Source organism: Burkholderia sp. AU33423 (assembly GCF_002223135.1).
In the GTDB taxonomy this organism is placed as follows: domain Bacteria; phylum Pseudomonadota; class Gammaproteobacteria; order Burkholderiales; family Burkholderiaceae; genus Burkholderia; species Burkholderia lata_D.
The window spans coordinates 29,443-53,443 of sequence record NZ_NKFH01000010.1; the positions used below are offsets into that span (position 1 = coordinate 29,443).

The window sequence follows — 24,001 nt, forward strand, 5'->3', positions numbered from 1 at the left end:
CGGGTCCGGGGTGGCCGCACGGGCCCAGGCCGTGCGGCAGGCGCCACGCCGTCACCCCGTCACGCGGCCGCTTGCCGGTCACGAGCGCGCATCGCGCCACAGTACGGCGTCGGTGCGGTACAGCGCCGGGAAGTGCTGCTTCAGCCCGGCGATCTTCGGCATGTCGTTGTACGCGATGTACGGCGCGTCGGGGTGCAGTTCGAGGTAGTTCTGGTGATACGCCTCGGCCGGGTAGAACCCCTTGTAGTCCTCGACGCGCGTGACGACGGGCGCCGGAAACACGTGCGCGGTGCCGAGCTGCGCGATGTACGCGGTCGCGACCGCGCGTTGCTGCGCGGTGGTCGGGAAGATCGCCGACCGGTACTGCGGCCCTTCGTCGGGGCCCTGCCGGTTGAGCTCGGTCGGATCGTGCGCGACCGAGAAGAACACCTGCAGCAGCCGGCCGTACGTGATCTGGGTCGGGTCGTAGACGATGCGAACCGATTCCGCGTGCCCGGTCAGCCCCGAGCCGACGAGCGCGTAGTGCGCGGTTTCGGACGCGCCGCCCGCATAGCCGGCCGTGACCTGCTTCACGCCCTTCACGTGCTCGAACACGCCCTGCACGCCCCAGAAGCAGCCGCCGGCAAGCACGGCCGTCTCGTCGTGCGATGTGCCGAGTGTTTCGTCGAGCGTCGGGGCGGGCACGGTGCGCATCGGCTCGGCGGAATTGACGATGCGCTGGTAGCCGAACACGGCGGCAGCCGCGACGGCGATGGCGCCGATGCGGCGCAGCATCGCCGTGCGCCGTTGCGGTGCGGGACCGCGGGGGGAGAGGGTGTTCACGGTGTGCTCCTTCGAAAGGCGGAATGGGAAGCGGGTGGCTCGGACGCGGCGCCGGTGCGCCACGTCCTGCCGGGATCAGCCGAACGTGAACGCATACGCATTCACACCGGGATCGAGAAACTCGATCGAGAACGTACGGTCGGCGATCGCGCCGGGCTGCCGGACCAGCTGGTACAGGCGCTGCCCGGTCACGGTGCCGTAGCCTTGCGCATCGACGTCGCTGCCGTGCGCGGCACCGGGCGCCGCGCCGTCGAGCGTCACGCGAAAGCGCACCGGCTTGCCGTCCTCGCCGGGGCCGAGCACCAGGTGCAGGTCGCGTGCGTGGAAGCGGTAGACGATGCGGCCGGCCGGCGCCGCGAGCGTCGCGCGTTCGGCGCCGACCTGCCACGTGCCGGCGAGGCCCCAGTCGTTGAGACCGGGACGGGTCGGCTCGGCGTAGTGGTACGCCGCGTCGCGCACCACACCGCCCGGCGACATGAAGTCCTCGGCGCGTGCGTAGCCGACGTAGGTCTCGGGCGAGCGGACGTCCGCGCTGTCGGCCGCGGCGAGTGCACCCTTCGCGGGCGCACCAGCGAGCCCGATCGGCACCTTCAGCGCTTCCGGATGGCCGGCCTCGGCGAGCAGCGACTGGATCGCGCGCTCCGATTCCGCGTATTCGCCTTCGCCGAAGTGGTGGCGGCGCACGCGCCCCTGCGCGTCGACGAAGTAGTGCGCGGGCCAGTATTCGTTGTTGAACGCGCGCCAGATCGTGAAGCGGTTGTCGATCGCGACCGGGAAGTCGATGCCGAGGTCGTGCACGGCCTTCTTCACGTTGCCGATGTCGCGCTCGAACGCGAATTCCGGCGCGTGCACGCCGATCACGACGAGCCCGTACGGCGCGTACTTGCGTGCCCATGCGGTCGTGTACGGCAGCGTGCGCAGGCAGTTGATGCACGAATACGTCCAGAAATCGACCAGCACGACCTTGCCGCGCAGGCTGGCCGCCGTCAGCGGCGGCGAGTTCAGCCACTGCACCGCGCCGTCGAGCGACGGCAGCGTGCCTTCGACGGGCAGCGCGGCAGGCGCATGCGTCGTATCCACCGCGCGCATCATTGCGCCCCCGGCGATCGCCCCGCCGGTGGCCTGGGTGCCATCGGCAGCCGCGGCCATCATCGCGCCGCCGTTCGTGTTGTCGGCGGCGTTGCCCGTCGCGGCCATCGCCGCCGGTGCGCCGTTCGAACGCCCGCCGAGCCGGTCGACGAGCTTCGTCTCGAGCCCGCCCGTCGTGACGGTCGACAACTGCGCGAGTGCCCCTGTATCGAGGCCGAGCGCGATCGCGCCGACGCCGGCCAGCAGCGCCACGCCGATTCCGCGCTTGATCCATTCGCCGGCGCCGAGCGAGCGCTTCATCGCGGCGAACACCTTGCCGCCGATCACGAGCGCGACGCCGAGCGACGTCGCCGCGCCGGCCGCATACGCGACCAGCAGCAGCGTCGTGCCGACGCTGGCGCCGCGCAGCGCGGCGCCGGTCAGCACGAGCCCGAGGATCGGGCCCGCGCACGGCGCCCACAGCAGGCCGGTCGCGACGCCGAGCAGCAGCGACGACGCGGGGCCGGCCGGCCGGCCGTCGCGCTGCGCGAAGCCGGTGAGCCGGTTGCCGGCGGCGACGAGCGGGCGCGTCAGGTGCTCCGCGAGGCGCGGCATCAGCAGGGTCAGACCGAATATCGCGAGCAGCACGATGGCGACCCAGCGGCCGGCCTGGTTGGCCTGCGCGACCCAGCCGCCGCCGACGGCCGCGAGCGTCGCGACGACGGCGAACGTGAGCGCCATGCCGACGAGCAGCGGCAGGCCGCTGCGGACGAACGGCTGGTCGGCGCGCGCGAACACGAACGGCAGCACGGGCAGGATGCACGGGCTCAGGATCGTGAGCACGCCGCCGAGGTAGGCAAGGACGATGAGCAGCATGGTGCGTTCTCCAGTCGGTCGGGAGTTCGGGGCCGGATCAGGCGGCGGCGGGGTGGAAGGTGAGCGCGAGGCCGTTCATGCAGTAGCGCAGGCCGGTCGGTTGCGGACCGTCGTCGAACACGTGGCCGAGATGGCCGCCGCAGCGGCGGCAGTGCACTTCGGTGCGGATCATCCCGAACGACGCGTCGGTGTTCGTGGCGACCGCGTGGTCGAGCGGCTTCCAGAAGCTCGGCCAGCCCGTGTGGCTGTCGAACTTGGTGGCCGACGAGAACAGCGCGAGGTTGCAGCCGGCGCACGCGAACGTGCCTTGCCGGTGCTCGTCGTTCAGCGGGCTGGTGTACGGCCGCTCGGTGCCGGCTTCGCGCAGGATCGAATACTGGGCGGGCGTGAGCCGGCGATGCCATTCGGCGTCGCTGAGGGTGACTTCAAAAGGGGCGGCCGTCTGCGGGGTAGCCGGCGATGCGGCGAACGCACGGCCGACCAGCGCGCGGCGGCCGACGGACGACAGGGTCGCGAGCACGGCGAGGCCGGTGGCGCCGGCGAACAGCAGATGTCTGCGGGTGGGCATGATGGGCTCCTGGCAGCAGGTCCTGAAAACATGCGCCCATCGTAGTCAGCGGCCGGTGTCGAAGTCCTCACGGAAAGTTAAATGAATTGTGATGGTTGGGGTGGGCGTGGGGGGGGCGGTGGAATTCGTCGAAGCGCCGGCTGGCACGGGTTGTCGAGCGGGTGAGCTGCTGAGGTTTCCGAGTATCTGTTCGCGCCGCGATTTTTAGTGTTCTTTGCGTTCCACGAGCGACGCGGTGAATCCGGACCTTGGCTTGCGATCGAATCGGATTGGGGCACGAGCGTTGTTCGATTGCGGTCGCGAATCACACCGAGCGTCTGATGCGCATTGATAGACCGGGAATTTGCAAACTAGAGCGATCGACGCGCGGTATGCGTGTGGACGCGGAAGCTTGACAGTTTCTACGTAGAAACTTCAGGAGTTGAGTTAAGACGTGCGCGGTTGTGCAGTGAAAGAGGGGCGCGATGCACTCCGCGGAAGTAATCCATATCGAGGCAGGATCAGGCGGAATAAAGGGGAACATAGTAAGGGCTATGTTCCCCTTCATTTCTGGACAAGCATGCCCCTGCGACTGAATTCGTGACTCGTTTTAACGGCTTTTTTATCTACCGCTGCGGGAGCGGCTGCTGCCGACACGGCAAGTGCGCATACCCGCCCGATTTCGCCGCCGGAAGATGACGTTGGGCGCATTCTCTCCGCGGCGCCGGTTGAATGCGGGAGCGCGCTCGCCAGGGTTCCGCCGCTGTCGAGATTCCGATAACGTGGCCATGGCTTGGCGCTGCCTGCCGGCACCGATTTCTTCGATTCAAATGTCGTAGCGGTAGCTAAATACAAATGTCGCATGTTTCATCGGTTTGCCCATCATTTACAGCGTTGAAGGATTGAGCTTGAAGCAGCAGGGCGCTTACGCTGATTCAGCCAGTCCTCGCAGACCGCCAGACGTCGTGGATCTGCGCGAAGGGAGAAGCGGTCGGTAGCCCTCGCGTCTTGTATCGGCAACAATCACCGCCGCGACCGACACTGTTCTCAATGACATACGTTGGTCGAGCCGCCTGAGATGGTCGAGACGCCCGGCGAGAGCACGCGAAGATGTGAACTTCGGTCGCGAGAACGGCTTCACCGTTCGTGTGCGGGCGGTGTCGCCCTCGCTCGCGGCATCTTGGCAGGCCTCAGTGCTCACCGGCCGCGTCCTGCCGAGCTACGCCGGCACCAACACCGACTGCCCGGTCTCGCTCAAGATCGAGCCGAGCCGAGTCGGCCGGAACCAGTTGTACCGTGAGGCGCGGGAAGCTGGTTACGCGGCCCGCCGCCGGATCCGAAGTCGAGTGGGACCAGCCCGGCGTTGTCGAGATGCCCATCGAGGCGGACCATCTGCCGTTATGGAGCGTAGAGCGAGTAGGTGCCGCCAGGCAGCTTGCGCCCGGTTTTCGCGACCGGCGCCATCTGCGCGGGGCCTTCGTGCGCGACTTCGGGGTGCCACCGCAGGCGATGCGGCGCTAGGCGAGGAGCGCCTAAAACCGATTCGATCGGAATCCTGAGCGTTTAGGGGGCCGCGGCGAGAGGCGCGTTACCGGGCTCGCCTCGGTCGGATAGCCCAATCCCGACGTATGTAAAACAAAAAGCGGATGCCTTGCCGATGGCAATGGGAATGCCATTTGAAGTGGCCTGCCTGGATGCGAACCATGTCGAACGATTTTCTTGAAGGCTTCGCGGTAGAGGTTGGAATATCAGACCGGAATTTGTTAAAAATTTAAGGTTAACTGATCGGCATATGGAATCCTCGTATTTCGTGAACAAATCTATCGATTGACGATGCGATATTGAATAAATGGTTCGTCAATATCCCGGCTCGATTCGTCGAGCTGCTCGCCGCATGAAGTCGGAGAATGGCGGAAGGAAAATCGTCAACAAAATGACGGATTGTTGACCGCGGGATGTGCCCTTTGCAGCATGACAATCGAGCCGAAAGCGACGAGAAACAATGCGCGTTAATGCACGCATCCCGCTGAACAATCACCCATTTCTTACCGGTTTGAAAATCCACTTGCGAGAAAAAAAGTCATTATTCTGGTGGCCAATTCCATGCTTCATTAATTCCGATATTTCTGTTGACGGAATGATTTTCGATATGTAAATTCCATTCCCGCAAATCAGATAAGTTAATTCCAAGGGTGAATAACCCGGTTGTGTCGTTGCTGCCGCCATTTCGATTCCATTCCCTGGCCGGGCGCGGAATGGCGGAATCAGAACGCCATGCGCGCGGCTTTGCGCGGTAATGGCGCGGACCATCCATCCTGAGAGAAATCATGTCTGTTCAACTAGGATACGCCGTCGTGCGCGAAGCACGGGATGACGCGTGGGCGGTCGCCGAGGCGATCGTTCGCGAAGTGTTCGTCTTGCGCAACCTGCACCGCTCCGAGGACGAGACGCCGTACCGCTTTGCCGAGGAGGCCCGGCATCACATCGAGGCGATCCTGCCGGTGGTGGAGCGCGGCGAGCCGGTGACGATGATTCTGCCGGCCTTTCCCGGCAAGTCGCCTAATCGCAGCAAGACGCTCGGCGCGCTGCCCGACCTGGCCGAGAAGCACGCGCTGGCGAACCTGGCGCGGCTCTGTCGGCGGATCGGCGCGCTGTATGCACCCGGCGCGAAGCTGATGATCTGCTCCGACGGCTACTGCTTCTCTGACGTCGTGAACATCCCCGATCCCGAGGTGCGGCAGTACCTGGACAGCCTGGAGGCCTATGCGGGGCGCCATTTCCCCGGCGTGTTCGAGTTCTTCGACCTCGACGACACCTTCTGCTATCTCGACGACCTGACCTCCAAGCGCGAGGAACTGCTGATCGTCCACAGCGATTCGGTCGACCAGATCAAGCGCCAGTGCGCCGAGGATCCGGCCGCGATCGCGATGTACCGCGGCATCACGCGCTTCCTGTTCGAGGACACGCAGGGCATCGAACGCTTCAAGGGTCTCAGCAACACGGCGATCCAGAAGATGGCGCGCAGCAACGCCTATCGCGTGATCCAGCGCAGCAACGCCTGGGGGCGGCTGATCGACCGCAGCTTCCCGAACAGCCTGCGCCTGTCGATCCACCCGCAGTTCCGAGCCTCGAAGAAGATCGGCATCCGCCTGGTCGACTGCGACGACGTCTGGCTCACGCCCTGGCACTCGGTGGCGGTGCGCGAGAACGACCGGATCGTGCTGAAGAAGCGCTCCGAGATCGATGAGCGCAATTCCGTACTGGTGTTTACCGACGGCATTCCCTGCCACTTCGTCCATTACCCGCAACCGGACCTGAGCGTTCTTCATCATGGTTAAACGGAATCTTCCGCCGGCGGCGCCCGCCGTGCGCCCGCCCCCTGTGATCTACCTGGCGCTGCTGGCGATCCTGTCGATGCTCGGCACCGACATCTACCTGCCCGCGCTCGGCGAGATCCAGGCCGAGCTCGGCACTTCGGTGTTCCTGGTCGGGCTCTCGCTGACCGTCTACGCGGCCGGCACCTGCGTGACGCAACTGCTCTACGGGCCGGTGTCGGACGCGATGGGGCGCAAGCCGGTGCTGCTGTTCGGGCTGCTGGTGTTCGTCGCCGCCACGCTCGGCTGCCTGTTCGTGCGCGATATCGGCGGCTTCCTCGCGCTGCGCTTCCTGCAGGCGTTCGGCGTGTGCGCGGCCACCGTGCTCTGGCAGCCGATCGTGACCGACGTGCACGCCGGCAACGACGAGCGCGTGCGCGGCATCTTCGGTTTCGTGATGTCCTTCGTCGGTATCTCGCCCGCGCTCGCGCCGCTCGTGGGCGGCGCCATCGCCGGCGCCTTCGGCTGGCGCTACACCTTCGTGGTGCTGCTGGCGCTCGGCGCGCTGATGCTGGCGTGGACCGCTGCGCTCTACCGCGAGACGCATCCGCGCGAGCGCCGCGCCGCGCGCCCGGCCGGGCTGCGTGCCGTATTCGCGCCGTATCGCACCTTGCTGGGCGACCTGGGCTTCCATCTCTATGCCTGGTCGGTGGCGGCCGCGGTGGGCGGCTACATGGCCTACCTGACGGTGGCGCCGTTCGCGCTCGCGCAGTTCGGCCTCGCGCCGGTGTGGATCGGCGTGAGCTTCCTGCCGCTGGCGGGCCTGTTCGGGCTCGGCGGCGCCGCCGCGAAATGGCTCGCCGCGAAGTACGGCGACGAGGGCGCTCTGAAGGTCGGCGCCTCGCTGGCGGTGGTGGCGGGTGCGTTGTTCTGGCTTTCGGTCGAGAGCGGCTTCGGTGCCACGCCGGTGCGCTATGTCGCCCCGTTCGGGCTGATGACCTTCGCGATCGGCATCACCATCCCGACCGGCTCGGCCGGCGCCATCGCGCGCTTCGCCTCGATCTCGGGCGCCTGCTCCAGCGCGATGAACTGCCTGACCTCGGTCGCGGTGTTGGTGGCCACCATCCTCGCCTCGATCGGCTACCAGGCGGCCGGCAGCCGGCCGCTCGGCGCGATCCTGGTGGTCGCCGCCCTGGTCTCGCTGGGCTGCGCGGCGGCATTGCGGCCGGCTCACGGCCGCCGGCACGTTCCCGCCCGCTGAAGCGGGCTTATTCGACGCACGGAGATTGCATGAAGCAATTCGGAATCAGCAATGAACGCTGGCTGGATGAACGCACGCTCACATCCGGCCAGCCGTCCGCCGAGCAGTTCGGCCGGCTGGCGAGCGAGGGGGTCGAGGTGGTGATCGATCTCGCGCCAACCGACGCGCGTTATTCGATCGAGGACGAGGCCGGGCTGATGCAGCGCCTGGGCATCGAATACCACTTCCTGCCGGTCAACTTCAAGGCCCCCACGCTGGCCGATTTCGTGCGCTTCTGCGCCGTGTATCACGCCAGCGCCGGTCGCCGGCGGCTGGTGCACTGCGCCGCCAACTATCGCGTCTCGGCCTTCGTCGCGCACTACCAGATGATCTACCACGGCTGGACCACTGAGCAGGCCGATGCCTGGGTCGCCGACATCTGGAAGGTGGCCGACTACCCGGTCTGGGAGCGCTTCATCCGCATGCTGCGCGACAACCTGTTCGTGGCGCGCGCGGCATGAACCAGCACGCCAGCCAGCTCGAGGACCACGCCGCCGTGGTCGAGCGCTTCATGGCCGTGTTCGCGGCGCGCCTGTCGCGCGAGGGCGAGCTCACGCGGCTCTCGCCCGCGCAGCGCGACGAGCTGGCGACGAAGGCCCATGCCTTCGTCGCGCGCGGGGAGCCGATTCGACTCACGCTGCCCGGCTTTCCGCTGAAGGCGCCGCTTGCCTCGGGCAAGGTGCTCGGCGCGCTGCCCGATGCCGGCGAACGCGCGGCGCTGGCCTATCTCGACGCGTTCTGCGAGGAAGTGGCGGGATTCCATGCGCCGGGCTGCCTGATCGACCTGTTCAGCGACGGCCTGACCTTCCACGACCTGCTGGGCGTGCCGCGCGAGGTGGCGAACCGCTATCACCATGCGCTGCGCGAACTGCACGCGTCGCGGCACCTGGTCTGGCATTCGTATTCGAGCGTCGATCCCACCTTCGAGCGCGCCACCGATAGCGCCGATCGCGCGCTCGCGCCGTACTGGCCCGAGCCGCGAGCGCTCCTCGGCGACGCCCGCCATGCGCGCCGCGTCGCCTTGCTGCGCGGCCTGCTGGCGCGCGAACGTGGCCTGGCCGGCGCGGCCGGGCAAGGTGCCGCTGGCGACGCCGCAGCCGGCTTGGCCGAACACCCGGCGCCCGACCTGGCGAATCACCCGATGGTGCCGGCTGGACAAGCCGCCGGCGCGCCTGCCGATCTCGAAGCCGCCGCGCGCCGCATGGCCGAGCGCGGCATTGCGCTCGACGCCTTTCTTGCGGCGAGCCTGCCTGACGGGATCCGGCTCACCGTCCACGACCCCGCGCCCGAGCAGCGCAAGGTTCCTGTCCGGATGCATGCCCGCCGCGGCGAGGCCGCGCTGCCTTGGCATGGCGTCCTCGTGTATCGATCTAATGGAGAAACCATCATGCTGAGCAAACAAGCCGCCGTCGACGAACTGGACGTGGCCGTGATCGGTCGCGCCGGCCAACCCTGGTGCGGCGTGGAAGGCGCCGCGCCGCTGGCCGAGCACTGCGACATGGAAATCGTGCATGGCGAGGATTTCGGCCTGCTGGTCACGCCGCGGGCCGGCAGCGGCCGCCTCGACTGCAATGCGCTGCCGCGGGAAGCGGTGGCGGCCCTCACGCGCCGCTACGGCTTCGTGGTGCTGCGCGGCTTCGAGGTGGCCGACGAGGATGCGCTGGTGGCGTTCACCTCGCAGTTCGGCCGTCCCTACATCTGGCAATTCGGCCCGGTGCACAAGGTGATCCCCGAGGAGCAGCCGAACGGCTATGTGCATTCCTTCGAATCGGTGCCGCTGCACTGGGACCTCAGCATGCTGCCGCTCACGCATCCGCTGGTGCAGCAGGACGAGCACTTCGCGGCCACCCTGTTCGCGCTGCATTGCCGCAAGGCGCCGCGGCCAGGCGAAGGGCAGACTACTCTGGTGGACGCGCGCGCGATCGCCCGCGATCTCGATCCCGCCACGCTCGCGCAGTGGGAGCGGCTGAGCCTGACCTACAACACGAAGATGACCTATTTCGGCGGCGTGCCGCGCACCTTCCCGCTGATCGCCGTGCATCCCGAGACCGGCGAGAAGCTGCTGCGCTACCAGGAGGGCAGCGAATCCTCGCTGCAGCGCTTCGAGGTCGGCGTCTCCACGCCGGGTCTGGTGCCCGAGGATTTCGTCGCGCGCGTCAACGCGCTCGCCTATTCGCCGAAGTACCTCGTCGAGCACGAGTGGCAGGACGGCGACATCGTGATGGTCGACAACTACAGCGTGCTGCACGGGCGCCGCGCCATGTCGCGCGATTCGGCCGCGCGCGAGCTGTGGCGCGTCCAGGTCTATTGAAGCGCCAGCGGCGAGGAATCCGATCTTGACTTTCGCGACCCGACCCCTGCGCGTGCTCTGCTTCGGCGAGGCGGCCACCTTCGCGCACGTGGCGCGGCCCTATTGCCTCGCGAAGGCGCTCGACAAGCGCGCCTTCGAGGTGCACTTCGCCTGCGACGCGCGTTATGCCGATGTCCACGACGATCCGGCGGTCCGCTATCACGAGATCCATTCGAAAAGCGCGCAAGCCTTCCTCGATGCGATCGAGACCGGCGCGGCCCTGTATTCGAAGCGGGAACTGATCGAGTACACGGAAGAGGATCTGGCGCTGATCCGGCATGTCGAGCCCGACGTGGTGGTCGGCGATTTCCGCCATTCTCTGTCGGTCGCCACGCGGCTGGCCGGCGTGCCCTACGTGGCGCTGATCAACGCCTACTGGAGCACCGGGGTGGACGATCCGGTGCTGCCGGTGCCCGAGATCCGCGGCCTGAACATGTCGCGGCTGCCGTTCGTGCCCAGGCTGATGCCGCTGATGGGACGCATCGTGCTGGCCTTCCAGGCCCGCGCGCTGGACGGCGCGCGCCGCCACTTCGGCCTGCCGCCGTTCGCCTCCTGCCGCGCCGGCTGGACCTTCGGCGATCGCGTTGGCTACTACGACTCGCCGTCGCTGGTGCCGCTCGCGGCGCTGCCGGCCGGGCACGCCTATCTCGGCCCAGTGAGCTGGTCGCCCGCCGTCGGCCTGCCCGACTGGTGGACCTCGCTCGACGAAGGCCGGCCGCTGGTCTACGTCTCGCTCGGCTCCTCGGGCGACGTGAGCCTGACCGACCGCATCGTCGACGGGCTGCTCGAGGCAGGCCTGCAGGTGGTGACCACCTCGGGCGGCCGCTACCTGCCGGCGCCGCGCGAGGGGCTGTACACGGCGAACTTCCTGCCCGGTGCCGAGGTTGCGCGGCGCGCCGACCTGGTGATCAGCAACGGCGGCAGCCCCACCGGCTACCAGGCGCTCGGCGAGGGCACGCCGGTGATCGGCATCCCGACCAACATGGACCAACTGCTGGCGATGCGCTACATCGAGCGCTACGGCGCGGGGCTGACGGTGAGGCCGGTGCGCGTGCGGCGCGGCGAACTGCCGGCGATCGTCGCGCGAATGCTGGCCGATCCGGCCTACGCGGCGCGCGCGCGGGAAGTGGCCGGCGCCTTCGCGCAGATGGATCCGTTCACGGCCTTCCCGGCACTGCTGCGCGAGGCGGTCGAGGCGCACGGCGCGAACAGCGCGCAGGCCGCCGGCGCCGCCGTGCCGCGAGCGGCGATGCCGGCCGCCGCGACGGCGCACTGAGAAACGGCCGCCGCGACGGCGCACTAAGAAACGGCCGGCGTGGCCATGCATGCCGGTATCGAGACAAGCACGACGGCATGGCCGGACCCGCCGGAAGGCGGTCGGCGCCGATCGACGACGAGGGAGAGTGCAGGTGAGTGACAAGCATGATCTGACGATGCCGGCCTCCGCCGCGGCCGGCGGCATCACGCAGGCGCAGGCGCGGGAGCACGGCGAGGCGGGCCGGGGCGGCCTGGCGCTGGCCTGTCGATGGCTAGCGGTGCTGGCCCTGGCCGCGGTGATCCTGCCGTGGCTGCCGGCAATGCCGGGCGAGGGGCTCGATCCGTCGTGGATGGCCGCGCTGAACCAGGCGCTGGCGCAGGGCCTGGTGTTCGGCCGCGACATCGTCTTCACGCTCGGGCCGTATGCGGGCGTGTTCACGCGCGTGTTCCATCCCGCCACCGACGGCCTGATGCTGGCCGCGAGCGCGGTGTTTCTGCTCGGCTACGCGAGCGCGACGCTGCAGCTCACGTGCGGCGCCGGGCGCGTGCTGCCCCTGCTGCTAGCCTTGATGATCGCCGGCGCGCTGTCGCGCGACGTGCTGCTGCTCGGTTATCCGCTGCTGGTTTCGGCGGCCTGGTATCGCCATTGCCGCGGGCTCGACGCGCAGGTCGAGCCCGGCTCGGCCTGGCGCAAGCCGCTTGCCGCGCTGCTTATGTTCGCGCCGTTCGGCCTGCTGCCACTGGTGAAAGGCTCGATGCTGCCCGCTTGCGCGGCTGCGTTGCTGCTCTGCGTGCTGCTGCTGGCCAGCCGCCGCGCCTGGGGCGTCGCGCTGGTCATGCTGCTCGCGCCGCCGCTGGCCTCCATGGCGCTGTGGCTGGCGGCGGGCCAGCCGCTGGCGGCGCTCGGGCCCTACCTGCATTCGCTGGTGGCAATGATCTCGGGCTACGAGGAGGGCATGGCGCTGGACGGCCCGGCCATCGATCTCGCGCTCTACCTGCTCCCGGCGCTGGCGCTGTTCGCCGCGATCGCCCTGCGGCGCGGCGAGGCGTTCAGGCTGCGCGCCTTCCTGCTGCTGTCCTTCGCGGCCTTCCTGTTCCTCTGCTTCAAGGGCGGCTTCGTGCGCCACGACGATCACGCGCTGATCGCCGCCAGCGCTATCGCCTTCGCGGGTCTGGTGTTCGCGCTGGCCGCGCGGTCCTGGGCGGGCGCGGGGCTGGCCGTGCTCGGCGCGGCGGCGGGCTGGGCGATCGCGCTGCACTACACCGAGGCGACGCCCGCGCGCTACGCGATGAACGTCGCGCGTACCGCGCTCGGCGTGAGCGAGGGCCTCGCGCTGCGCGCGCGCGGCGATGCGCTCGCGCAGGCCTACCGGGCACGCCTCGCGGCGCTGCACCGCGAGCACGAGGTGCCGCTGATGAAGGGCAGCTCAGACATCTACTCGTTCTGGCAATCGGATCTGATTGCGGCCGGCAACCAGTGGAACCCGCGCCCGGTGATCCAGAGCTACGCGGCCTACAGTCCGATGCTGGCGGGCCTGAACGCGGCGCACCTGGCCGGCGCGCGCGCGCCCGACACGGTGCTGATGCGGGTCACGCCGATCGACGGCAAGTACCCGACGCTCGACGACGGCCCGAGCTGGCCGGTGCTGATGCGCGACTACCGGCCGGTGGCATTCCGCGACAACTTCCTCTATCTCGCGCACGCGCCGGCGCCAGCCAGTCCGCAGGTGCCGGTGCTCAAGGCCGACGCGATGCTGGGCGCGCCCGTCACGGTGCCCGATTCGGCCGTGCCGCTGATGGCGAAGCTGGACGTCGAACCGAGCCTGGCGGGGCGCCTGCGCGCCTTCGCGCTGAAGCCGGCCGCCCTGCGCATCCACGTCACGTTGCGCGACGGCAGCGAGCACGACTACAAGCTGGTCTCCGGCATGGCCCGCGCCGGCTTCGTGCTGAGCCCGCTGGTGCGCAATTCGACCGAGTTCGCGCTGATGTACGGCGCGCCCGGCACACTGCGCTCGCAGCAGGTGACGCGCTTCACGGTGGAGGCGGCCGAAGGCGGCGCCTATGCCTGGCAGAGCCATTACCGCGTGACGCTGACGCCTGCGCCGGTCACGCCGGCAGCCGATCCCGCCAGCCTGTTCCAGCACGACCCGCTCGGCGATCTCGCGCCGGCCGATCGCACCGCGCGGCGCCGCGAGGGCGCCTGCATGGGCGGCCTGCTGGTGCTCAACGAAACCTATCCGGCGCCAGCCAGCGCGCGTATCGACCACGTGCTGTCGGCCGAAGGCTGGCTCGTCGCACAGCAGCAGACCATGCGGCCGCCAGAGCGCACCTACCTGAGCCTGACCGATGCGAGCGGCCACGTGCGCTACGCGCCGACCCGCGCCATGCCGCGCCTGGACGTGCAGGACATGATCGGCGCCGGCCCCTTGCCCGATCTCGGCTACACCGCCTATCTCGACCCGGCCGGGCTGCACGGCAGGCAGATGCTCGGCGTGGCCTATGCCAGCGAGGGCGAGGTGGTGTCGTGCAGCAATACGCGCGTGGCGCTGAAGTTCGCCGACTGAGGACCCTGAGATGAACCCGAACCAACTGGCACTGCTCTATCGCAAGCGCTTCGCCGACCACGTGCTGGCGCGCAAGAACGCGATCTGGCGGACAATCTACGGCAGTTTCCTGAAGCGCTACGTGGCGCCCGGCGACACGGTGGTCGACGTCGCCTCGGGCTACGGCGAATTCATCAACCACGTGCGGGCCCGGCGCCGCATCGCGATCGACCTGAACCCCGACGCGCGCCGCAGCCTGGAGGCCGGCATCGAGTTCCACCAGGCGGCGGCCACCCAGGTTGGCGAGCTGGTGGCGGGCCAGGCCGACCTGCTGTTCACCTCGAACTTCCTCGAACACCTGCCCGACAAGGCCACCCTCGACACCTTCCTGGGCTCGGTGCGGCGCGCGCTGAAGCCGGGCGGGCGCTACCTGATCCTGGGGCCGAACCTGCGCTACCTGGCGGGCGCCTACTGGGATTTCTACGACCACCACCTTGGCCTGACCGACAAGTCGCTGGCCGAGGCGCTCCACCTGGCCGGCTTCGAGATCGAGCGCTCGATCGACCGCTTCCTGCCCTACACGACACAGGGCGCGCTGCCCACGCATCCGGCGCTGGTCTGGCTCTACCTGCGCCTGCCGCCGGTCTGGCCGCTGCTCGGCAAGCAGTTCTTCATCGTCGCGCGCAAGCCTGCCGACTCCCGCGCGCGCTGATCCCGACGAGGCGATTCATGCAAGTTGACAAGATACTCGTCGTCGATCTCGACGGGACGTTGATCCAGTCGGACATGCTGGTCGAGTCCGGGCTCGCCTACCTGAAGCGCTGGCCGCATCGCTTCTATCGGCCGCTGCTGTGGCTGCTGCAGGACGGTAAGGCCGGCCTCAAGCAGCGCCTGGCCGAGGCCGCCAGCGTCGACGTGACGAGCCTGCCCTACAACGGCGCGGTGCTCGAATGGCTGCGCGCCGAGCGCAGCCAGGGCCGGCCGATCACGCTGGCCACCGCCAGCGCCTCGCACTACGCCAATGCGATCGCCGGCCACCTGGGCCTGTTCGATCGCACCTTCGCCAGCGACGGCGCCGTCAACCTGTCGGCCGACAACAAACGCGACGCGCTGGTGGGCGCCTACGGCGACAAGGGTTTCGACTACGTCGGCAATTCCCGCGACGATCTTTCCGCCTGGCGCGCGGCCGAGCGCGCCTACGTGGTCAACGCGCCCCGGCGCATCGCGCGCGAGGCGCAGCGCAACGGCAACGTCGAGCACGTGATCGACACGCGCGCCGGCACGCTGCGCGTCTGGGCCCGCGCGCTGCGCCTGCATCAATGGCTCAAGAACCTGCTGGTGTTCGTGCCGCTGTTCGCCGCGCATCGCGCCGGCGAGCCGGCGATGTTCTGGCAGGGCCTGCTGGCCTTCTTCGCCTTCGGGCTGTGTGCCTCCAGCGTCTACGTGCTCAACGACCTGGTCGATCTCGACGACGACCGCCATCACCCGGTCAAGCGGCATCGGCCGTTCGCTAGCGGGGCGCTGTCACTGCTCTCGGGCGCGATCGCCTTTCCGCTGTTGCTGGCCGCCTCGCTGGCGATCGCGCTGAGCTGCCTGCCGAGCGCATTTTCGTGGGCGCTGGCGGCCTATTACGCGCTGACTGTGGCCTATTCCTTCGTGCTCAAGCGCATGGTGATCGTCGACGTGATCGCGCTGGCCGCGCTCTACACGGCGCGGCTCGCGGCCGGCACGGCCGCCTTCGGCATGCGCCTGAGCTTCTGGCTGCTTGCCTTCTCGATGTGCATCTTCCTGAGCCTCGCGCTCGTGAAGCGCTACACCGAACTGGTGGCGCTGGCCGGCGGCCAGGCGCGCGGGCGCGGCTACGTCAGCGACGACCGCGCCATCGTGCTGGCGCTGGGCGCGGCGGCCGGCTACCTGTCGGTGCTGGTGCTCGCGCTCTACATCCAGGATCCCGCCACCCTGATGCTCTACGCCAATCCGCAACGCATCTGGCTGTCCTGCCCGCTGCTGCTGTACTGGGTCAGCCGCACCTGGATCATCACCAATCGCGGCCAGATGAACAGCGACCCGGTGTTGTTCGCCGCCACCGATGCCACCAGCCTCGGCGTGGCCGCGTTGTTCGCGCTGGTCTTCGTCAGCGCGATATGAGCACGACCGGCCTGCGATCCTGGGCGCGCTATCCGCGCCATCCTCAGACGGGCGCGCCGGTGCACTGGCGCGACAGCCTGCCCGCGCTGCTGAGCGGCCTGAGCGGGCGGCGGGCTTCGGTGCTGGCCTACGGCAACGGCCGCAGCTACGGCGACAGCTGCCTGGCCGTCTCCGACCAGGTGCTGTGGATGAAGTCGCTCGACCGCTTCATCGATGCCGACTGGCAGACGGGCCGCATCCGCGCGGAAGCCGGCATGACGCTCGACGTGCTGCTCGATGCGGCGCTGCCGCGCGGCTGGATGCTGCCCGTCACGCCGGGCACGCGTTACGTGACGCTCGGCGGCGCGCTCGCCAACGACGTGCATGGCAAGAACCATCACATACGCGGCACTTTCGGCCGCCATGTCACGCGTTTCGGCCTGGTGCGCTCCGATCTCGGGCCGCTCGAGATCGATGCGCGAAGCCATCCCGAGCTGTACGCGGCGACCATCGGCGGACTCGGCCTGACCGGCGTGATCAGCTGGGTCGAGTTGCAATTGATGCAGGTGCCCTCGGCTCGTGTCGATCTGCGCCAGATGCGCTTCGGCGGACTCGACGAGTTCTTCGCGCTGTCGAACGAGCACGATGCGCGCCACGAGTACAGCGTGGCCTGGATCGATTGCGGCAGCCGCGGCAAGGCGCTGGGTCGCGGCGTGCTGACGGTGGCCGATGCGGCGCCGGCTGAAACGCGCGGTCAGAGCGAGCAGGATGGGGGTAAGGGCAATGCGGCTGGCCGCTCCGGCATGCGTAGCCGGCCGTCGACGCGCCAGCTGACGGTGCCGTTCACGCCGCCGTTCTCGCTGGTGAACCGCCTGTCGGTGCCGGCCTTCAACGCCCTGCATTACTGGCGCGCCGGCCGCGCCGCCGGCAGCGCGCGGGTCGACCTGCTGCCGTTCCTCTATCCGCTCGACGGCCTGCTCGAATGGCACCGTATCTATGGCCGGCGTGGTTTCCAGCAATACCAGTGCGTGGTGCCGGCTGCCGATGCGCGCGACGCGATAGGCGAGATGCTGGCGGCGATTGCGGCCAGCCGTGCCGGTTCCTTCCTGGCCGTGCTCAAGCGCTGCGGGGCGCTGGTCTCGCCGGGGCTGCTGTCGTTCCCGCTCGAGGGCACCTCGCTCGCGCTCGACTTCGCCCAGCACGACGCGCGCAACGCGGCGCTGTTCGCGCGACTCGACGCGATCGTGCGCGGCGCGCGCGGCCGTCTTTATCCCGCGAAGGACGCTCATATGTCGGGCGAGGACTTCCGGCGCGCCTATCCGGCCTGGACGCGTGTCGAGGCCTTGCGCGACCCGGCGATCCAGTCGCGTTTCTGGCAACGGACCACCCAGACATGAAGACCATCCTGATCGTGGGCGCGACCTCGGCGATCGCGACCGAATGTGCACGCCGCTGGGCCGGCGAGGGCGCCGCGCTGTGCCTGGCCGGCCGGCGCGCCGGCCGGCTCGAACAGATCGCCGACGACCTGCGCCTGCGCGGAGCGTCGCGCGTCGCGACCCTCGAATTCGACGCCAATGCGCTCGACACGCACGCGGCGATGCTGGAGGCGGCCGAGCGCGCGCTGGGCCCGATCGAGCTTGCGCTGGTCGCGCACGGCTCGCTGCCCGAGCAGGCCGCCTGCGAGCGCGACGCTGCGCTGGCGGTGCGCGAGTTCAGCACCAACGGGCTGTCCACCATCGCGCTGCTCACGCCGCTGGCCAACCGGATGGCCGCGCGCGGCGCCGGCACGATCGCGGTGATCGCCTCGGTGGCGGCTGATCGCGGGCGGCCCTCGAACTACCTCTATGGCGCCGCGAAGGCTGCCGTGGTGGCGTTTTGCGAGGGCCTGCGCGCGCGGCTCGCGAAATCGGGCGTGCACGTGCTGGTGATCAAGCCCGGCTTCGTCGCCACGCCGATGACAGCCCATCTGCAATTGCCGGGGCCGCTGGTGGCGCGGCCCGAGCGCGTGGCGGCCGACATCGTGCGCGCGGTGGCGCGCCGTCGCGACGCGATCTACACGCCGTGGTTCTGGGCGGGCGTGATGTGCGCGATCCGCTGGATGCCCGGCTTCCTTTTCAAGAGAGTGTCCCTGTGAACCTGCGAGTGATCCTGCCCGGCGGCGCCGGGCTCGTCGGACAGAACCTGGTGGCGCGGCTCAAGCGCCGCGGTGTGAAAGAGATTGTGGTGCTCGACAAGCATCGCGCGAACCTGGCGGTGCTGCGCCGGCTGCATCCTGACATCGTCGCCGAATACGCCGATTTGGCCGAGCCGGGCGACTGGTCCCGCCACTTCGAGGGCGCGGACGCGGTGGTGATGCTGCAGGCGCAGATCGGCGGGCCGACGCGCGAGCCCTTCGTGCGCAACAACCTCGACAGCACGCGCCAGGTGCTGGAGGCGATCCGCCTGCACCGCGTGCCGCATACGGTGCACATCAGCTCCTCGGTGGTCGAGTCGGTCGGCGACGATTTCTACACGCAGACCAAGCGCGAGCAGGAGCAGATGGTGCTGGCCTCGGGTATCGACTGCGTGGTGCTGCGCCCGACCCTGATGTTCGGCTGGTTCGACCGCAAGCACCTGGGCTGGCTGTCGCGCTTCATGCAGCGCGTGCCGGTGTTCCCGGTGCCGGGCTCGGGGCGCTTCGTGCGCCAGCCGCTCTACGCGGGCGACTTCTGCAACGTGATCGTGGCCTGCCTGGAGGCGCGCATCCGCGGCCAGGTCTACAACATCAGCGGCCGCGAGCGCGTCGACTACATCGACCTGATCCGCGAGGTGCGCCGCGCGGTGCGCGCACGCTGCGCGATCGTCAGGATCCCGTACCGGCTGTTCCATGCGCTGCTGACCATCTATGCCTGGTTCGATCGCGATCCGCCGTTTACCGCCGCGCAGCTGCGGGCGCTGACGGCCGGCGACGAATTCGAGGTGATCGATTGGGAGCGCATCTTCGGGGTGCGCGCCACCTCGCTGCGCGAGGCGGTCGGCGAGACCTTCGGCGACCCGGTCTACAGCCGCGTCCAGCTGGATTTCTGAGGGAGGCCCGATGGAGCGACGCAGCGACAAGCCGGCAGTGGCCGTGCTCGGCGCCGGGCCGATGGGGCTCGGCGTGGCCTACCAGCTCGCGCGCGACGGGCGCCGGGTGGTGGTGTTCGAGGCCGACGACCGGATCGGCGGGATGGCCGCCTCCTTCGATTTCGGCGGCATCGACATCGAACGCTATTACCACTTCCATGCCGCTTCGGACCATGCTTTCTTCGAGGTGTTGCGCGAGCTGGGCCTGGAGGACCGCCTGCGCTGGGTCGAGACGCGCATGGGCTACTTCTACCGGAACCGTGTGCAGCGCTGGGGCAATCCGCTCGCGCTGCTGCGCTTTCGCGGCCTGGGCTGGATCGCGAAGTTCCGCTACGGGCTGCATGCGCTGCTGGCGACGCGGCGCGACCATTGGCGCGACCTGGACCGCATCGAGGCGACCGGCTGGATCCGCCGCTGGATCGGCGAGGAAGCCTGGGAGGTGCTGTGGCGGCGCCTGTTCGACTACAAGTTCTACGAGCACGCGCAGGATCTCTCGGCCGCCTGGATCTGGAGTCGCATCCGCCGCATCGGCCGCTCGCGCTACAGCCTGATGCGCGAGAAGCTCGGCTACCTGGAGGGCGGCTCGGCGGTGCTGCTCGAGGCGATGCGCGCCGAGATCGAGCGCCGCGGCGGCGAGCTGCGGCTCGGCCAGCCGGTACAGCGCGTGCTGATCGAGGCGGGCCGCGTGAGGGGCGTGCTCACCGCCGCCGGCGAGCAGCGCTTCGAGCAGGTGATCAGCACCGTGCCGCTGGCTCACGCGCCGCGCCTGATGCCGGACCTGCCGGCCGAGATCCTCGACGCCTGGCGCGCGATTCCGAACGTCGCCGTGGTCTGTGTGATCGTCAAGCTGGCGAAGCAGGTGAGCGACAACTTCTGGCTCAACGTTAACGATCCCGCCATGGATATCCCAGGCATCGTCGAATACACCAACCTGCGCCCGCTCGATGCGCATGTGGTCTACGTGCCGTTCTACATGCCGGGCACGCATCCGAAGTACGCCGAGCCGGATGCGGCCTACGAGACCAAGGTGGTCAGCTACCTGAGTCGCATCAATCCGGCACTGAGCGCCGAGGATGTGCTGGAGGTGAGGGTGAACCGCTATCGTCACGCGCAGCCTGTCTGCGGCCCGGGCTTCCTCGATCGGCTGCCGCCAATCCGCACGCCGGTGGAAGGCCTGTTGGTGGCCGATACTTGCCACTACTACCCGGAAGATCGCGGGATCTCCGAAAGCATCGGCCTGGCGCGCCGGATGGCGCGCATGCTATGAGCGCGCCGGGTTCCGGAGCCGCGGGAGCGGGAACGGCGACGACGGCGGTCGGGAGAGAGGGCGCGCACCGCTTCGCGCGTTTTCTCGCCACCGGCGGCATCGCGGCGGCGGCCAACCTCGGCTCGCGCATGCTGTTCAGCCTATGGCTGCCCTATACCACGGCGATCGTGCTGGCTTGGGTGGTGGGCGTGAGCTGCGGCTACCTACTGGCGCGCCGCTACGTGTTCGGCGCGGGCGGCCAGCGCACTTGGCGCTCGGCGGCCGCCTTCACGGCCGTCAACCTGTTCGCGCTGCTGCAGACCTGGGCCGTCAGCATGGGGCTCGCCCAGCACCTGATGCCGGCCATCGGCTTCGGCTGGCATGCGCAGGACCTGGCGCACCTGGCCGGCGTCGGGGCACCTGTGTTCACCAGCTACTTCGCGCATCGAAACTGGTCGTTTCGCTGAGGCCGCGCGTCGAGCGGGCCCGGCCGTGGCTGGCAGGGACCCGTCGCTCAGCCGCTCAGCCGCGCGGCACCTGCGTGATCGCCCCGTCACGCTCGTGTGCGCGTCCAATGGCATCGCCGGCGAACTGTTCTTTTATCGCTACAGCGCGATTGCCCAACCAAACTCAGGTTCAGCACAAAGCGGTAACCTGGTTCGTGACGAATGTGAGCGAGCCTTACGCGTTTGCGCCGGGCGCGGTGTATCACCTGCGCGAGCCTGACTTGAATCAGTAGGTCTACTACAGTTCATTTTCGCGATATCGCGAAGCAGATTTATGCTCAAGCGATTCTGCACGGCGGAAAATCGCGAACCCCGCTGACGGGGTTGGCGTCGCATCGATTGCCACGTTTATGCCGAAGGACCGGGTCCTGTCGACGTTGGAAATTCGGCTCATGCATCGACTGTTGGAGTAGGTGGCGACCTACCCGACGATCCGGCTCGCCCTGCGCCTCATTTTCCTGACGATGGTGCGCAAGAGCGAATTGATCGAGGCAACGTGAGATCAAGCAGCTTTTGAAGCTGCGGCTACCGGCCTGATCGAACTTGGACTTGATGTCTACGGCCCGGGCGATTGGAGCATCCTTATCGATCCGGTCCGAGGTCATGTACCACGCGTACATCGGCCACAAAAACATAGGAAGAAACCCTGATTCGCCGCGACGCACCGCGATTGAGATCTCACCTCCTGTCAGGATTGCCAGCTTGCTCACATACCGCCGCTCGCATGTAATTCGACCGCAGCGACTAGCTAAGCGTGAGACGGACGGCGACGCATCGCCAACCATGAAAATGGCGTCATCCATTCCGTTTTCCGAAGCCTCTCTGAAGCTCGCCTAGCGACTCGGCCATTGCTGCATCAATCGGGACCGTGATCTCACGGATCGCTGTAATCGATGTGCTTCCGGATGCCCTGGAGCCCCACATGCACGACGCAACGCAACGCTTTGACGTCATCGTTGTCGGTGGAGGGCCCATGGGCCTATCGACCGCTTACCATCTCGGCAAGCGCAAGGCCAGGACGCTGGTGCTCGAGCAGTTCACCTTCGTGAACCAGCTTGGCAGCTCGGCCGGCGTGTCGCGCCAGTTCCGCATTCCCTATCCCGACGCCTATATGGTCAAGCTGGTCAAGCAGTCGATCCCGTATTGGGACGAGTTGCAAGGCTTGACGCCGCAGCCGCTCATGGACACGGTCGGCACCTTGTGGTTCGGCGATCCGTCAGTCAAGTCGACAGAGGGCAATATCCCCGCCGCCGGGAAAGACGAGCGGGAGGGGCGGCGACGCGCCCGCTCGAATGACCGCGCGGCTGGTTGAAAGACGTTTGGCGCGCATCAATACCGAAATACCAGCCATTCCCTGCAGTACTGCACGACCCTCTATTTCAGACGTAGTAATAAGGAGCGGCAATGCAATCTCTAAGACTGTGGCGGCATCTCGCGCCCGGCGGTTCATCCCTACGGCGGCTTGCGCTTGGCGAGCAGGTCGCCGAAGACCCTTCCACCAAGCCTCTGCACAAGCATGAGCTATCGACGCGCGACTACGTCACCTATCTGCTGTCCATCGACGCGGAAATCGAACATTGCCTGATGGTCCAGTATCTGTACGCCGGCTATTCGCTGGGCGGGCCGCAAGTGCCGGAGGCGTTTCGCGACACGGTCCGCAATTGGCAGGAAACCATCCTCGGCATCGCCAAGGAGGAGATGGGCCACCTGATCACGGTGCAGAACGTGCTGCGCCTGATCGGCTCGCCCTTGCATTTCGAGCGTGACGATTACCCGTGGGATACGCCGTTCTATCCGTTCCCTTTCATGCTCGAACCGCTGACGCTGGATTCGCTCGCGAAATACGTCTATACGGAGGCGCCGCTCCATTGGGACGGCGGCGAGCTGGGCAAGGATATCCGCCGGCGCGTCGGTGAGCAGGCCTCCAATCCTCATCAGGTCACCGAGCTGTTTCATACGCTGATTCCGCTCGTCAAGCACCACCTGCCCGATGATGTCTTCCAGGCCGACACCTACCGCTGCCAGGCGGATTTCGCCGAATGGGGACGCGGGTACAAGGGCGGCCACAGGGGCAGCGGCGGCGGTCGCGTTCTAGGCGGAACGCCGGACGTGCTCGTGATGCCCGCCACCTCGCGCGACGACGCGGTGAACGCGCTGGATAAAATCTCCGCGCAAGGGGAGGCGCCCCACGGCAAGGATCCCTCGCATTTCGTGCGTTTTTTGCGGATCTATGTCGAGATGCTCGCGGTCCTCGAAGGCGAGCTGTGCGGCGTCGACATCTGGCTTGCCGCACGCCCCGACGACTTTCTCGAAGAAGCCTGGACGGAAGCGTACCCGGCAGCGGCGGCCGAGCTGCATGCGGCGAAGGTAGACGACACTTGGCGGCCGTCGCGGCCCGTCGCGGTCAATCCCTACGTGGCGCTCGACCCCGAGCTCGAGCCGGAGCAGGGCGGCGCACCCGTGACGCCGATCACCGAGCCGGTGACTCAGCTGTGGGCGTCGCTGTTCAACCTGCGCTACCGCATGCTGTTGCAGTACCTGATCCACAGCTTCACGCTCTACGGCGGGCTCAATGCGGCCGGGCAGTTCACGCCGCGCGGCACGATCGTCAATGCGGCTTTCGGCGAGATGTACAACCTGCGCGCGCTCTCGGAGATCCTGATGCAGTCGCGCGTGTCGATCGCGCCGGACGCACCGCTCGCGGGGCCGCCGTTCCAGATGCCCTATACGCTCGACAGCCCGTTCGGTGAGGCAAACCGCTGGCGCGGGCACCTCGATCTGCTCGCGGCATCGGAGAACCTCGTGGTGGACTTGCTGGCCAAGACCGATGCCGGCCGCCATCCGTATTTGCTCAGTCTGCGCGAAGCCGACAGGAACCTGGCCGCCGTCGCCAGACGCATCCTGTCCGGCGACGTCGACCTGGCGCTACTCTAGGAGCCG

Annotated in this window: 19 protein-coding genes and 1 pseudogene; 16 read left to right on the plus strand and 4 right to left on the minus strand. The window is 68.1% G+C overall.

The features are described from left to right. Nucleotides 1–78: 78 nt before the first annotated feature. The 4 genes from msrA to CFB50_RS39310 all read right to left on the minus strand — a co-directional run bounded on the left by msrA (nucleotide 79) and on the right by CFB50_RS39310 (nucleotide 5,642). Nucleotides 79–774 (minus strand): peptide-methionine (S)-S-oxide reductase MsrA, encoded by a 696-nt coding sequence (gene msrA / locus CFB50_RS35490; RefSeq protein ID WP_089449090.1) that lies wholly within the window; start codon nucleotides 772–774, stop codon nucleotides 79–81. A gap of 123 nt (nucleotides 775–897) precedes the next feature. Then, complete coding sequence (locus CFB50_RS35495; RefSeq protein WP_089449091.1) at nucleotides 898–2,766, minus strand: cytochrome c biogenesis protein DipZ; 1,869 nt, start codon at nucleotides 2,764–2,766, stop codon at nucleotides 898–900. A gap of 37 nt (nucleotides 2,767–2,803) precedes the next feature. Then, entirely contained in the window at nucleotides 2,804–3,334 is a 531-nt protein-coding gene (msrB, locus tag CFB50_RS35500; protein ID WP_089449092.1) for a peptide-methionine (R)-S-oxide reductase MsrB, read from the minus strand. Between the two features lie 2,062 nt (nucleotides 3,335–5,396). Then, nucleotides 5,397–5,642 carry a hypothetical protein gene (locus CFB50_RS39310; RefSeq protein WP_144020748.1) on the minus strand — a complete coding sequence of 82 codons (246 nt, stop codon included), beginning with the start codon at nucleotides 5,640–5,642 and terminating at the stop codon, nucleotides 5,397–5,399. On the opposite strand from CFB50_RS39310, the gene CFB50_RS35510 reads away from it, so the two are divergent. The 16 genes and pseudogenes from CFB50_RS35510 (at nucleotide 5,641) to CFB50_RS35585 (ending at nucleotide 23,995) form a co-directional block, all read left to right on the plus strand. Beyond that, complete coding sequence (locus CFB50_RS35510) at nucleotides 5,641–6,651, plus strand: isocyanide synthase family protein (protein WP_089449094.1); 1,011 nt, start codon at nucleotides 5,641–5,643, stop codon at nucleotides 6,649–6,651. The two genes, CFB50_RS39310 and CFB50_RS35510, sit on opposite strands and share 2 nt — an antisense overlap. A gap of 43 nt (nucleotides 6,652–6,694) precedes the next feature. Next, complete coding sequence (locus CFB50_RS35515; protein ID WP_166890763.1) at nucleotides 6,695–7,888, plus strand: multidrug effflux MFS transporter; 1,194 nt, start codon at nucleotides 6,695–6,697, stop codon at nucleotides 7,886–7,888. A 29-nt stretch (nucleotides 7,889–7,917) separates the two neighbouring features. Beyond that, nucleotides 7,918–8,388, plus strand: a complete 471-nt coding sequence (locus tag CFB50_RS35520; protein WP_089449096.1) for a protein tyrosine phosphatase family protein — start codon at nucleotides 7,918–7,920, stop codon at nucleotides 8,386–8,388. Then, nucleotides 8,385–10,238 carry an L-tyrosine/L-tryptophan isonitrile synthase family protein gene (locus CFB50_RS35525; protein WP_089449097.1) on the plus strand — a complete coding sequence of 618 codons (1,854 nt, stop codon included), beginning with the start codon at nucleotides 8,385–8,387 and terminating at the stop codon, nucleotides 10,236–10,238. The genes CFB50_RS35520 and CFB50_RS35525 overlap by 4 nt, the downstream gene beginning before the upstream one ends. A 25-nt stretch (nucleotides 10,239–10,263) precedes the next feature. Then, nucleotides 10,264–11,553, plus strand: a complete 1,290-nt coding sequence (locus CFB50_RS35530; RefSeq protein WP_144020749.1) for a nucleotide disphospho-sugar-binding domain-containing protein — start codon at nucleotides 10,264–10,266, stop codon at nucleotides 11,551–11,553. A 127-nt stretch (nucleotides 11,554–11,680) separates the two neighbouring features. Beyond that, complete coding sequence (locus CFB50_RS35535; RefSeq protein WP_089449099.1) at nucleotides 11,681–14,098, plus strand: hypothetical protein; 2,418 nt, start codon at nucleotides 11,681–11,683, stop codon at nucleotides 14,096–14,098. 10 nt (nucleotides 14,099–14,108) lie between these two features. Further along, nucleotides 14,109–14,789, plus strand: a complete 681-nt coding sequence (locus CFB50_RS35540; RefSeq protein WP_089449100.1) for a class I SAM-dependent methyltransferase — start codon at nucleotides 14,109–14,111, stop codon at nucleotides 14,787–14,789. Between the two features lie 17 nt (nucleotides 14,790–14,806). Further along, nucleotides 14,807–16,225, plus strand: coding sequence for a UbiA family prenyltransferase (locus tag CFB50_RS35545; protein ID WP_089449101.1), 1,419 nt, complete (start codon nucleotides 14,807–14,809; stop codon nucleotides 16,223–16,225). Further along, nucleotides 16,222–17,601: an FAD-binding oxidoreductase gene (locus CFB50_RS35550; RefSeq protein ID WP_089449102.1), complete on the plus strand. Its 1,380-nt coding sequence runs from the start codon at nucleotides 16,222–16,224 to the stop codon at nucleotides 17,599–17,601. The genes CFB50_RS35545 and CFB50_RS35550 overlap by 4 nt, the downstream gene beginning before the upstream one ends. Further along, the gene (locus tag CFB50_RS35555; RefSeq protein WP_089449103.1) at nucleotides 17,598–18,338 is read left to right on the plus strand and encodes an SDR family oxidoreductase; all 741 of its coding nucleotides are present in this window, start codon (nucleotides 17,598–17,600) and stop codon (nucleotides 18,336–18,338) included. The genes CFB50_RS35550 and CFB50_RS35555 overlap by 4 nt, the downstream gene beginning before the upstream one ends. Continuing rightward, nucleotides 18,335–19,270, plus strand: coding sequence for an NAD-dependent epimerase/dehydratase family protein (locus tag CFB50_RS35560; protein WP_060362602.1), 936 nt, complete (start codon nucleotides 18,335–18,337; stop codon nucleotides 19,268–19,270). The genes CFB50_RS35555 and CFB50_RS35560 overlap by 4 nt, the downstream gene beginning before the upstream one ends. Before the next feature lie 10 nt (nucleotides 19,271–19,280). Further along, on the plus strand, nucleotides 19,281–20,576 hold the full coding sequence (locus CFB50_RS35565) for an NAD(P)/FAD-dependent oxidoreductase (RefSeq protein WP_089449104.1): 1,296 nt from the start codon (nucleotides 19,281–19,283) through the stop codon (nucleotides 20,574–20,576). Next, nucleotides 20,573–21,022: a GtrA family protein gene (locus CFB50_RS35570; protein ID WP_089449105.1), complete on the plus strand. Its 450-nt coding sequence runs from the start codon at nucleotides 20,573–20,575 to the stop codon at nucleotides 21,020–21,022. The genes CFB50_RS35565 and CFB50_RS35570 overlap by 4 nt, the downstream gene beginning before the upstream one ends. A 273-nt stretch (nucleotides 21,023–21,295) precedes the next feature. Beyond that, nucleotides 21,296–21,558 (plus strand): annotated as a pseudogene (locus CFB50_RS40365) (tyrosine-type recombinase/integrase); the annotation flags it as partial. A 425-nt stretch (nucleotides 21,559–21,983) separates the two neighbouring features. Continuing rightward, nucleotides 21,984–22,373 (plus strand): FAD-dependent oxidoreductase, encoded by a 390-nt coding sequence (locus CFB50_RS35580; RefSeq protein ID WP_256979409.1) that lies wholly within the window; start codon nucleotides 21,984–21,986, stop codon nucleotides 22,371–22,373. Nucleotides 22,374–22,465: 92 nt separating this feature from the next. Further along, the gene (locus CFB50_RS35585) at nucleotides 22,466–23,995 is read left to right on the plus strand and encodes a ferritin-like domain-containing protein (RefSeq protein WP_089449106.1); all 1,530 of its coding nucleotides are present in this window, start codon (nucleotides 22,466–22,468) and stop codon (nucleotides 23,993–23,995) included. The last annotated feature ends 6 nt before the right edge of the window (nucleotides 23,996–24,001 follow it).